This window comes from Elusimicrobiota bacterium (assembly GCA_028718185.1).
In the GTDB taxonomy this organism is placed as follows: domain Bacteria; phylum Elusimicrobiota; class UBA8919; order UBA8919; family UBA8919; genus JAQUMH01.
The window spans coordinates 24991-38662 of sequence record JAQUMH010000003.1; the positions used below are offsets into that span (position 1 = coordinate 24991).

The window sequence follows — 13672 nt, forward strand, 5'->3', positions numbered from 1 at the left end:
ATAAAGATTAATATTGAGATTAAGATTAAGAACATAAGAGCATAAGAACATGGGGACGTAAGAACATTATATTAAATGGAGGATGGATTATGAAATGGAAAGGTTTTTTGAGAGTAGCATTATTAATAACTGTGGCTATTGGTTTTTTGGTAAATGTTTCTACGGCAGCAGTAATGTATGATGCTTTTGTGGAAAACTCATTGGTAAGTATATACCGGGATAAAGTATTTACCGGTAAAACTAAATCCATGGAATTATATGCAGCGAAAGACGAATATGAACCAGCACAAATAGTTATAATACCAAAAGGCAAAGAAGACCTGAAAGGTATAAAGATTGAATTTACAGACCTTAACGGTAAATTACCGGATAATACACCAATTAAAATAAGTAAGGCTAATTTTGAATATCATCCTGCGGCATGGATAAATATAGATGAAGCAAAGTATGGTTTTCGTGACTGGAGTGAAGGACAAAAACAATCGTTCCTAAACGCACGGCGTCTTAAGGGGATAGATGAAGTTACCGGATTGCGTTCTGACCCGTTAAGATTAGACAAAGTATTTGATGCACATCCTGATAAAAATAATATAGTTTGGCTTACTTTATATGTGCCGAAAGATACGGTAGCAGGAACATATACAGGGACAGTTTCTATTATTCCCAAAAATGGAAAACGGACAGAAGTAAAGGTTTCATTAAAAGTATGGGATTTTGTTTTAATGAAAGAATGTCCTGTAGGACTAATTCCTTGGGGCGGAGATTATGGAAATGGTGCCAAAGCCGTAGGGATATCTGATTATGAATATGCAAAGATAATAGCAAAACACATGGTTAAACTTCATCGCGGAAATTCATATTTGGCGTGGAGTCCGCCATACGAAGGTCCTTATGATACTTTTAACAAGCAGACAGAAGAACTTATGCAACTCGGGATGAATAAGTTTTGGATTTTTATAGATATGCGGTATTTTTACCCTGCAGGACCGCTTCGTATTAAAAACAATGATGAACGCATGGGACCGGAACGCCAGGCAATACTTAAAAAATTATATAATTATTTAAAAGAGAAAAGCTGGTTGGATAATTTTATGTTAGTAACATGGGACGAACCCGACTTTCTAAAAACAGGCATTCTTGAGAAGTGGCAGCAATCACAACAAGAGATAAAAGATGCCGGATTTACTAATTTTCAATCAGATTTTACCGGTCGTGCTTTAGGATGTCTTGATAAAATGATAGGCTACGCCGGTATATGGACCGCTCATATGGGACTTTGGGAAGGCGAGATAACAAATTTTTTACTAGCACGTAAAAAAGCAGGCGATAGAATAGGCTGGTATTGGGGTGCCACTTTAGTTGCTCCCGGTTATATGATGCATCATCTTTTAATAGAACAGAGAAACATTTATTGGCTTGCTTATAAATATAATATTGATTTATTTGCTATTTGGAATTATGACCAGGGATTTAGAGGATATGACTATGGTGAGCGGGACGGTGTGAAGACTTTTTGGAAAACCAATGAAGAGTCATTCCCGATAACTACTCTGACAAGAAATTATGTTTATCCCAACCCCACGCTGGATAAAAACAATCCTATTTTAAGTTCAATACGGGAAGAAGTCTTGCGTGACGGCAGAGAAGACAATTGTTATCTGTATATGTTAGGCCGGTTAATTGAGAAGCATAAAAAAGATGGAAATACACAACTTGCAAAAGAAGGAGAGGATGTTCTTACCGAAAGCATGAACATGGTTGCTAAAAGTGCAACTGATTACTCTACAAATCCTTCTGATATATATCAAGCGAAAAAAATGGTAGCAGAAGCTATTTTAAAACTTTCAAATAAAAAATAATTTAATTTTAACTATCTGATGTTCTCGGTTCGTAGTAATGCCCCTTGAAGTTAAGGGTCAGTTACATTTTGTTAAAGGTAAGATGCCTTTTTACGGAACTGGCCTGGAGGTGTTCCAAAATGATTTCTAAATATTCTTGAAAGGTGATGTTCGTTAGCAAAACCTACTCCCTTAGAAATTGTTTTTAATGACAAATCTGTTGAAAATATCATATCTTTGGCAGTTTCAACACGAATTATTCTTAAATCATCCATCGGTGTTTGTCCCGTAAGTTTTTTATATTTTTTTAAAAAATGATATTTACTCATACCGGCATGCTTAGCTAAATTTTCTAATGTCAAGTGTTCCTTTAAGTGTTCTTTCATAAAACTTCTTACCTTATCAATAATAGTATGCGGTTCTTTGGATTTAGAATTTTTTATTAACTCAGCTAATATAACTTCAAATATTTTACCTTGCAATATGCTCTTGTAAGGAGAACTTGTTTTTCTTTCTTCATATGCCCATTTAGCTAAAAGACGTATTCTTTTACTTATATCGTGGGTTAAAATAGGAACCTCAAGCTTTCGTTTTTCTTTCCATGCAAAAACAATAATTTCAGCAGGAGTAGTGCTGGTAAGGCGTTCTCTGTGATTTAATCCTGCAGGATAAAGCAGGACATCACCGGGGCTTGCATGAATATCTTTTTTTGATATTTTAACACATATTGAGCCCTTAATAAGAACTACCATTTCATGGAATGGATGATAATGTTTTTGTATTTTACGGTCAGGGTATGGATCAATACACCCTACATAAATTAATTTATTGGTTTTTTTTTCTTTCAAACTGTAATCTAGTTTCATATAAAAGTTTTTGACAAAATAACAACGATTTCTAATATTATATAAAAAGATTAAAATATTGCAATAGCGATTTTTTTAATCTTGAAAATATCAAAAGTATGTTATATAATAACAGATAGTAAGAAGATAAGTAGAGGATATTTATATGAATAAAAATTCGCCTGTAAATGATAATGATTGGTATCCTGTTCCATTTTCAGTAAAAGATTTTCCTTTTGCAATAGCCACTACAGTTGATCTTGCTGTGCGTAGTAAGTATTATCATTTTCATCCCTTTGCTATGGAGTTTCAATATATCCGTTCCGGTAAAGGTTTTTACTTTATTAACGATAAATCAAATACTTTTAAAGATAAATCAATATTTATTATTCATGGGCGGGATATTCATACCTATATAAAAGGAAAAAATCCTTCTCGGGTAAATAAGACCACTCTATATTTTAAAAAATCCTTTTTTAAGGATTCTCTTTCACATCAGCCTTTTATAAAAAGTATTTTCGATTGTAATAAAAACTTCCCGCATCAGATATGTTTTAGTGAAAAAGAAGCAGACGATATAGAGTTAATTTTACATATGCTTGAGAAAGAGTGGGAAAGGAAGGGAGAGAATTTCCGTGAGGTAATAAAATCTTTACTTACAACGTTTTTAGTGCTAATAAAAAGAAGTATGTCTAACAAGGAAAAAAATATCAGTTCTCTTAAAGAACATAATCCGATAATTGACGAAGTATTAGATTATATAGACAAACACTTCAAAGAACACATAACGCTTCCTGATTTATCAAAGCAAGTGGGATATTCTTCTTATCATATAAGCCGGTTGTTTAAAAAATTTACCGGATTAAGTTTTAGGGAATTAGTAGATAATAAAAGAGTAATAGAGGCAAAGCGTATTTTGGAAACAGACAATAGTAAGAAAGTTATTTCTATTGCATATGAAGTAGGTTTTTCAGATTTGAGCGCTTTTAATCGCAATTTTAAGCGTCTTACCAGCACAATCCCCTCTCTATACCGCAAGATTTGCGCACCCATTAACAAATAAATCCAAGACAAAAAATCAAAAGTGTGTTATAAGTATAGTAACAAGATAGTCCGAAGTCCTTGCTTGCCAACGACTTCTTGCCCGCCAAAGATTCAGTGGAGGGCGAAGTTCAATGTCCTATATCGTAGTCGCACCGTCTTACGGTGCCAATGAATCAATTGATAATTTCATTACACAATAGACACAAGAGAAGCTAAAAGCAAAATATTCTATGTTGTTTACCCCGCATACTGCGGGGTCATGTGCTCATCCGGTGCAGTTGCTCCGGATTCCGCGCATAGAATCCGAAAAGGCTGCTCCCGCGAAAGCGGGATGAGTTCGCAAAACCAAGGGCTAAGATAGATAACGCCAACAGGTTGCCGATAAGAGACAAATAAAGACAACGAACCACAAGCGGGTTACGCTCTTGTGGCGAGACCCAAACTATCAAGCCAGCAAGGTTATCGAAAACAGAAGAAGTAGATTAGTGAATTAGTAGATTAGCGAATTAGGTTGAAAAAACTTAATTAACTGATATCTAGTTAACTATAAGCTTCTTTTTTTATTCACGGGATAGTTCTGAATTCTGAATCCTGTTTGCTGAATACTGAATTCTGTTACCCGGACAATTTTATGACTAAACCTATTAAATTATTTTTATTATTAACATTGTTGGTATTAACAAGCATGATAACTGCAAAGACATTATCTGCGGTATTGAGTTTCAAAAGGGGAGTTATACATCTCTGGAATGATATGTCTCAACTAAGCTCCAGCCTTGATAATGCGGCATACTATGGTGCAGATGCCTTACAAACCGGAATAATTCCTACCTATATATCCGGTGTTAAAGGTGGGAAACATGATTATATAGGTGACGGCATCACTTATGCACATACAAAAGGTATAAAAATATTTCTTTTGATGGACATGAGCAATTATGCCGATGCCGATTGGGAAGCCTTTAAAAACAATACTTCTATACAGGGCCAATTTCTTTCAGACATGGATTGGATATTGCAAAGATATCCTACACTTGACGGTATAGAATTAGAAGAGCCGCACGCTCATATTATACAGACTGATGGTGGTGCCTCATGGCGTATATTTACAAACGATTTTTTTACTAAGTGCAAAAATATTATTTCCAAATATAGACCTACTGACCAGCCTGAAACCTTTTTATGGTCGTTTAATTGTGCCAGCAATTCTAAGGAAGGTGTTTGGGCGAATGGAATTGATACAGCCTATATCAATACGAACAAATTATTCAACGCATATGGAATTCAAAATGCCGCCACTACTCTTAACGATTACATGTACAATATTACAATATGGCAGTCAAGGTTTCCAAATCTTGAAATTTTTTCGGGTACACTTTTGACATGGTCAGGCCTTATTGACGGTTGTGCGTCCCAGTATCCAAGTTGGGACAGTCCAAAATGCTGGAGTCCGGCATTCTTTGACCAACTTAAATGGGCTAATTCTGTCGATCATTCTGTGCAGATATTTACATTACCTAGATTGGCTGAGTCCGCCTCAATGTGGCCGAACGACACTACACCGGGCACAACAGCCGGTGATAAAGTAATATATATATGGGGCGGCGTTCAGCAGGCATATCCTGCAGGAATTCCTTGGGTAATATCATCCGACACAATTACCCCGACAACAATACAAGTGGAGGACTTTGATATGATGACCGCTGGCTTGGGTCAAGGAGAAGCATACAAAGATACAGAATCCGCTAATCAAGGTGGTGTATACAGGACAGCAGATGGAGTAGACATAGAAACTTTCCCGGGAGGATACGATATCGGCTGGACAAAACCCGGAGAATGGCTTGAATACAGCATAAACGTCCAGCAAAGTGGAGAATATAACATATCATTAAAAGTAGCAGGCGGTGCAGGTGTTCATGGACCCGTGCATCTTGAATTTGGACCGCATCATGGCACACCATATGTCGTTACTAATTCAACCGCCATATATAATACTGGTGGATGGTATTCATGGACAACATTCACATTCACAGGTGTATCGCTTACTAGCGGCATACAGGTTATGAAATTAGTAATGGATAATGGAACGGCATCTGACTGTGGCAATTTTGACAACATAAGTATAGTAAAGATATTAGATGCGCTACCGCCGTCATCAGTAGGCAATTTGACAACCGGTAATCTGACAGGTGGAACAATAGTGTTAAATTGGACCTCAGTAGGAGACAACGGTAATAGTGGAACAGCAAGTGTATACGATATCCGATATTCCAATGTAAGTATAAATGAAAATAATTGGGGAAGTGCGACACAATGTAATGATGAGCCAACCCCTTTAGTATCAGGAACTACACAGAGTTATACTGTGCAAGGATTAAGTCCAAATACAAATTATTATTTTGCTATGAAGGTAGGCGATGAAGTGCCTAACTGGTCAGGGATATTAAATAGTCCTACTGGTAAAACGAATGCTAACACAGCACCGGTCTTAATTTGGACAGGTGAGTTAGGATATACCGGTGATGGATTAAATCCCGATACAGGAATAATAACTACAAGTTATGTATATAGAGTGAAATATTTCGATATAGATGATAACGCGCCGAAAGCGGGGTATCCTAAAATACACATCAAGAAAGGCGGAGTCGAGATAGCAGGCAGTCCGTTTGTAATGACTACAACAGACACAAGTTCATATAGTAGTGGTCGCATATATAGTTATACAAAACAACTGGCAGAGACAGATAAAGATTATAGTTATTATTTTGAAGCAAAAGATATAAATGATGGAATAGCGACAGGTTTACCTACAGCAACAATAGATGCACCGGATGTAAATGTAATAACATACGGCATCAAAGGCAATGTGCAAGTATATAAGAGCAGTAGCGGGATAAGCGGAGTAACAATGAATTTAAGTGGTAAATCAAACAGCGATTTGACTACCGGAGAAGAAGGCAGTTATGAGTTTGTTGGGTTGGAGAGTGGGAATTATATTATAAAACCTGTAAGTTCTAATTGGCGATTCTGGCCCAATGAGATGTCCTACACAAACTTAAGCAATGATATGGTGGAACAGAATTATGTTTGCAAGCCGTTAAGTGTGACAAAGATAGTGAGTCCGCAGATACAGATATCAAGCGGGATGGCAGTAACGCCAATAAGTGAGAATAGCAGTGTGGATAGCGAGATAAGTGTTACGGTACCGATAGGTGCGTTTTCTACTACGGCTAATTTAACGTTGAAAGCGATAGAAGTACCTGTGAGTGATAGGCGTACAATGAAGGTAGTTGGTTATGGAATAGAAATGGTAAATGACAAGAACCTGCAGCCAAAAGAAATGCTGATAACGATAAGTTATGATGACAGTTCAATAGCTGGTTATAATGAGAGTAAGTTAGTAGTAGGCTGGTATGATGAAAATAACAAGAGGTGGGAAGCATTACCGTCAACAGTATACTCAAGTTATAATAAGGTGATAGCCAAAAGTAATCATTTAAGTAAGTTTGCGTTGCTGGAATCAATACCGATAACTGATTTTAGCAATATAAAAATCTATCCTAATCCATATAATCCGGATACAGCGGTAAGTGGTAAATTGAAGATAATCAATTTACCAATGAATAGTATAGCGAAATTATATAGTGTGACAGGTGAGATAGTGAGAGAACTAAAAGAGATAGATTTTGGTAACCTTGGCTGGCTCGAGTGGGATGGTAAAAATGACGATGGTGACAAAGTCGGTAAAGCAGTTTATATTTATCAAATAGAAGACGGTACTGGTAAGAAAAAGACTGGAAAAATAGGATTAATTAAATAAGTATGATTAATAAAATAAAAGAGTGTTATAGAGTTATTGGGTTATAGCGTTTGTAGAGTAAAAATTCTAAGAGAGGAGGAAATGGAATATGTACAGTGTTAATGTAAGACAGCCGGTGCTTAATTTTTTAGATTCAAAAGAGCTTGACGGAATTCACTATGCCAGTTTGGAACTATTGGAGAGGACCGGATTAAAGATTCATAATAGAGAGTGTTGCGACCTTCTTTATAATGCCGGTGCCTATGTTGAAAATAACCAGCTTGTAAGAATTCCATCTGCATTAGTAAAAAGATGTTTGTCTACTGCTCCGGAAAAAGTAACCCTGGCTAGCCGGAAAGGCGATAGGGTTATGTTTCTTGAAGACAATAGGGTTTATTTCGGTACCGGTTCAGATTTGGAATTCACTCTTGACAATAAAACTAAAGAACACCGTATGACAAAATTAGAAGATGTTAAAGATGCTTCAATAGTAAGTGATTATCTGGAAAATATAGATTTTATAATGTCCTATGGTTTAGCTAATGATGTTGATCCTAAAGAACAGGATATTCATCAATTTCTAACCATGGTTAAGAATACTACTAAGCCGTTAATCTTAACTTCACTTTCAGGGAAAGAGAATTTGGAAAAGATTTATAAGATATCATGTGCGATTACCGGTGGCGAAGATAAGTTCAAACACAATCCCTTTTGGATAATGTATGGACAATTTGTTTCACCGTTTCAACATAACGAAGACGCTCTTGAACGGTTAATTTTTTGCGCTGATAGGCATATTCCAATTATATATGTACCTACAGTTATGAGTGGGGCATCAGGACCGGTAACAATGGCTGGTTCTTTGGCTCTTGGAAATGCGGAAGTTTTAGGCGGTTTAGTTATTCACCAACTGCGGTCCCCGGGAGCACCTTTTATATACGGGGGTTGTATAACTCCTTTTGATATGCGGACAAGCAACATACCTTACGGAGCTCCTGAATGGCATATGGGTAGTGCAATAATGGCTCAGCTTTCCCGCCGTTATAATCTGCCTATTTTCGGAACAGGAGGATGCTCAGATTCAAAATTGATAGATGAGCAAGCGGTGTCTGAGGCTACTTCTTCACTTCTTTTAGAGGCGCTTTCAGGTCTAAATTTAATACATGATGTAGGTTATCTTGAATCAGGTCTTTGCGGTTCTCTTGATTTTTTGGTTATTTGTAATGAGGTAATTGCTATGACTAAGAGAATCTTAAAAAACTTTCAAATAAATTCGGATACTTTAGCTATTGATTTAATAAATGAAGTGGGTCCGGGCGGACACTTTATGGATAAAGACCACACGTTAAAACATTTTAAAGACGGGATATGGTATCCGGAATTATTTGACCGGAATAAGCGTCAACAGTGGTCAAATGAAGGGTCAACAACTATGTGTGATAGAGCACATCTTAAATTAAATAAAATACTAAGTGAACATAAAGTAGAATCGCTAGATTCAGCCGTAGAAAAAGAGATAAACAAAATAATCAAATAGATGGTATAATATTAAAGATTGAGATTTATAGAGGCGTCCGAGGTCCTTAGTCCAAAGTCCGATGTCAAGAACATAATGAAAAAACAGTTAACTATCGCACTATCGCACCATCGCACTATCACACTGTTCCATTGGGGGGGTATTTAAATGTTCAGAAAAAAGCTAGTAAAAATATTTAGTATTTTTGTAGTATGCATTTTTGTGAGTATCAGTATTTTGTCAGGTGTAACTGACACAACACCACCTGGTAAAATAATGTATTTCGTGACTGCGTTTCCGACTTCCAAGACAGTCACGCTTGTATGGCGTGCTACTGGTGATGATGGTAATTCAGGCAAAGCAACAAAATATGATATCAGGTATTCGCCTGCTCCAATAACGACAGAAACATCATGGAACTCAGCTACTAAAGTTAAATTTGATATGATTCCAAATTCTGCGGGTTCTGCGGAATCGTTGATGGTTTTTGGACTTTCACCTTCGACCAAATACTACTTTGCAATCAGGGCAGGAGACGAAGTCACTAACTGGTCACCATTATCTAAATCACCAAGCGCTACAACACCTGCTCTTACAGATACAACACCACCTGCCAAAATAACAGATCTTGCAATAACCAACATAGCAGCAAAATCAGTTACGCTTACTTGGACTTCTCCCGGCGACGATGGTAACACAGGTCTGGCTTCAAGATATATACCATATGATATAAGATACTCATTGTCACCGATAACGGATGCCAACTGGGATTCTGCAACTAAAGCTGAAGGTGCACCAACAGCACAAGAAACATTTAGACAAGAGACATTCACTGTTCCCGAGCTTTCACCTTCAACCAAATATTATTTTGCAATAAAAACACCGGATGAAGTTCCAAACTGGTCAAAAGTATCTAATAATCCTACTGGTACTACTAAAATCGTAGGTGTATCTGTCCCATATAAGGGAGTACCATTTCAGGTACCTGGTAAGATAGAATTAGAAGATTATGATAAAGGCGGGGCTGAAACATCATATTACGATACATCAACAGGTAACGCAGGAAATGCATACCGTACAACAGAAGATGTAGATGTTGAAACTTGCAGTGATGCAAACGGAGGATATAGTGTAGGCTGGGCTATGACCGGAGAATGGTTGAAATATACAATAAATGTAAAGACAGCGGGAACATACACAATAGAGGTGCGAGTAGCATGTGGTGGTCCCGGAGGAACTTTTCATATAGAATTTGACGATATAAATAAGACAGGTTCAATGACAGTCCCTGACACAGGTGGCTGGCAGACTTGGCAAACAATAAAGAAGACAGGAGTCCGTTTAAGTGCCGGAAAACATATAATGAAGTTAACAATGGATACTATCGGTGCTATTGCAACAGGCAATTTTAATTACATAAACATAATAAATGAAGGACAATTAAAACCGGGTATAACAGTAACAGTTCCAAATGGCGGTGAGAATTGGATAGCAAATAGTCAACAGATAATAGCTTGGTCTAGTCAGGGAATAGTGGGCAATGTTAATATAGATTTATCGACAGATGGAGGAACTAACTGGATAAAATTAGTGTCAAATATACCGAATGATGGCAGCGAGACGATAACAATCCCGAATAAAGCGAGTAATACTTGCAAGATACGGGTACGAGATATAAATGGCATTCCAGGTGATTCATCAGATACTAACTTCAAGATTTCTTTTATCCAGCCAAACGACAAGTTGTTTTTCCATGAAGGAGCAGTATTCCCGAATCCTAATCTTGCACCTATTAGTACGCCATATATAATCGCGTGGTTTGCCGGTGATGGTGAGCAACCTCACGAAACCACAAACGTTCATGGTTATTTATGGGCTAGTAAGGCATGGCACGATGAAATGATAGCGAAAGGAAAACTGCCTATACCATATAGTTATGCTGAAAGGGATAATGACCAAAGTCCAAGTCCATGGAAGCTTAATAACGAAGAGAGTATGTATGAAAACTACTTAAAGGCTGCACAAGAAGGATATTATGGTATAGAAATTGACGAATATGCTGCCTGGGATTATGATTCACGGGCACAAGAATCTATTAATGCACTCAGGCGGGTTAAAAAACAATACCCAAATTTTTTCATAACTGCTGCTTTTTATGGAGATGGTATTGATGAAACAATATCAAATGGAGCGGATGTATTAAGTCTTTATGAGCCTGAGATATACATTTATCGTGGAATCATGGACTACAGAACATATATTAAAAAATGGACTGATTGGGTAAAGTACTACGGACTTGAAGGAAAAACAAATGCTATTTTTAGCGGTCAAAATGACTTTGTCGGTCTTCCGGAGGATGTTGATTTGTGGATAAAATACTTGAGGGCAGAATCACCTCAAATGGCTGGTCTTGGTATAAGAATATTTAAACTCTATTCATTAAACACAGAAGAAAGGGCAAAATTTGATAAGGTAATGGATGATAACTTCTTCAAACTATCGCCGTCTGTTTCCATAACTGCACCGGTAAAAAATACATCAGTAAACGGGACAGTAAAGATTGCGGTTAGTTCTGCTAAAAATCCCGAGACAGACAGACTTGTTGTTTCTTATCGTTATTTCATAGATACCAAACTTGTCAAGATATCATCAAGCCCTGAGTACTTGTGGAACACTGCCGGCTATTCAAAAGGCAAACATATAATAACAGTTCATGCAGTAGCAGATGATTATCTTGCCGGTGTAAGCCAATTAAATTTAACGGTAAAATAATCCGTAGTCCGGTGTAGTCGCGGTGCTGATGTTGTGTGGTGATGAGTTTTTTGTCCGCTAAAGTAATAGTACTTAGTTAAACACTAAGCCCCGACAGCATTAAATAAAAGTTAAAGAAGTGTTCTTGCGGAAATGCCACGGTGGAGTATTATTGAACAGCAAAATTTGCCTACCTATTGACAAGTAAATCCAAGACAAAAACCCAAAAGTATGTTATATATATAGTAAAGAGCAAGTAATGATTACCCATTAGCAAGTCATGAGTATTCAATAATAAAACATTATACATTTGAATAAGGAGCTAAAAGAAATACATGTTGTTTTACCCCGCTTAATGCGGGATTGTGTTCCCACGATTAACATCGGGGTTATGTTCTCGTTCGGTCCAGTAGGTCCGAACTCCGAGCATTAACTCGCTCGGTCCAGTGGGTCCGAGCTCCGAGCACTAACCCGAAAAGGCTGCTCCCGAGAAATCGGGATGAGTTCGCAAAACCAAGGGCTAAGATAGTGAAAGCCAACAGGTTGCCGATAAACGACAATTAAGTAAAAATAGGTTCTTCGTAAAGTAAAGGTAAAGGTAGAGAGATAAGACAATTACGAAGACCAAACTATCAAGCTAGCTAGGTTACCGAAAATAAAGAAGTTAATTAGAGAATTAGTTGATTAGTAAATTAGGTTGAATAAACTTAATTCGCTAAATTAACCAACTAAATATCTATTGAACTTCTTTTTATTTTGGTAGTTTCATGACACATCACACATCACACATTACACAATTTTAAGGAAAGTTTTTATGAAAAACGTAATAGACGAAATTAAGAAGAACAAGGGGGTTAATATGCGCAAGATGTTAAGTGCAGTAACGTTAGCAGTAATGGTTGTATGTACTATATGTACAAGTAATGTACAAGCCGGTGTCGGCAGTTCAGCAATGCAGTTTTTAAAGGTAGGAGTAGGCGCCAAGCAGGAAGGTATGGGTGGCGCACAGGTAGCAGTAGCAGAAGATGTAAATAGCGTATACTGGAATCCTGCGGGATTAGGTTCAGTAAGTGCAACGGAATTATCATTTATGCATTTATCATATTTTGAAGGAATAAGTTACGAATATTTAGCGATAGGCCATCCAGTAAATGAGAGTTCCACAATAGGCCTGCAAGTAATGTACCTTAATTATGGCAATATAGACAAAACATTAGAAGATGTCAATGGCGCATATGATACGGTAGGCAGCGTAGGTACTTTTGGTGCAAAAGATATAGGTGGCGCGATAAGTTATGGCAAACAGGTAGATGAAACAATAAATGTAGGTGGCAGTTTAAAGATGGCGAGCCAGAAGATAGACACAGACAACACATCCGGATTTGGGATAGATTTAGGAGTAGAGTATGTTCCTGTAAAAGGCGGATTACAATTAGGCTTAGCAGTCCAGAACATAGGCAGTAAAGTAGGCAGTGATAATTTACCCGGGAATATAAAAGCTGGATTAGGCAAGAAGCTCTCAGCATTTGAAGGTGAGAACAATTTGACGGTAGCAGCAGATGTCAATTATGGATTAGACAGTGCGACAACAAGAGAGAACATAGGTTTAGAGTTAGTGATAGCCGAGATGATAGGAATCCGAGCAGGTTACAAGATAGGTTATGATGAAGAGACATACACATTAGGCGGCGGTTTTAAGATAGCCGGCGAAAGTTCAACATTTAATATAGATTATGCATTTGTCCCGACAAAAGATTTAGGCGACACACACAGGATATCGTTAGGAATAAGGTTTGGAAATAAATAATAGAAATTAGAAATATATAGAAATTAATAGAAATAAAACAACAAATTTCAACAAATTTCAATAAGTTTCAAT

Annotated in this window: 7 protein-coding genes; 6 read left to right on the forward strand and 1 reads right to left on the reverse strand. The window is 37.1% G+C overall.

Features of this window, described 5'->3' with window-relative positions; all coding sequences use genetic code 11:
• Window positions 1-89 precede the first annotated feature (89 nt).
• Window positions 90-1859: a DUF6067 family protein gene (locus PHE88_06025; protein ID MDD5687368.1), complete on the forward strand. Its 1770-nt coding sequence runs from the start codon at window positions 90-92 to the stop codon at window positions 1857-1859.
• Window positions 1860-1930: 71 nt separating this feature from the next.
• Here PHE88_06025 and PHE88_06030 read toward each other — a convergent pair whose 3' ends face one another.
• On the reverse strand, window positions 1931-2704 hold the full coding sequence (locus PHE88_06030) for an AraC family transcriptional regulator (GenBank protein MDD5687369.1): 774 nt from the start codon (window positions 2702-2704) through the stop codon (window positions 1931-1933).
• Window positions 2705-2849: 145 nt separating this feature from the next.
• Here PHE88_06030 and PHE88_06035 point away from each other — a divergent pair, with 145 nt between their 5' ends.
• From PHE88_06035 to PHE88_06055, 5 genes are all read left to right on the forward strand, one after another.
• A complete protein-coding gene (locus PHE88_06035) occupies window positions 2850-3746 on the forward strand; it encodes an AraC family transcriptional regulator (protein MDD5687370.1) in 897 nt (298 codons plus the stop codon).
• A gap of 612 nt (window positions 3747-4358) precedes the next feature.
• Window positions 4359-7547: a carbohydrate-binding protein gene (locus PHE88_06040; protein MDD5687371.1), complete on the forward strand. Its 3189-nt coding sequence runs from the start codon at window positions 4359-4361 to the stop codon at window positions 7545-7547.
• A gap of 88 nt (window positions 7548-7635) precedes the next feature.
• Window positions 7636-9063, forward strand: coding sequence for a trimethylamine methyltransferase family protein (locus PHE88_06045; GenBank protein MDD5687372.1), 1428 nt, complete (start codon window positions 7636-7638; stop codon window positions 9061-9063).
• A gap of 147 nt (window positions 9064-9210) precedes the next feature.
• Window positions 9211-11814, forward strand: coding sequence for a carbohydrate-binding protein (locus PHE88_06050; protein MDD5687373.1), 2604 nt, complete (start codon window positions 9211-9213; stop codon window positions 11812-11814).
• Between the two features lie 793 nt (window positions 11815-12607).
• Window positions 12608-13600 (forward strand): PorV/PorQ family protein, encoded by a 993-nt coding sequence (locus PHE88_06055; protein MDD5687374.1) that lies wholly within the window; start codon window positions 12608-12610, stop codon window positions 13598-13600.
• Window positions 13601-13672: the final 72 nt, after the last annotated feature.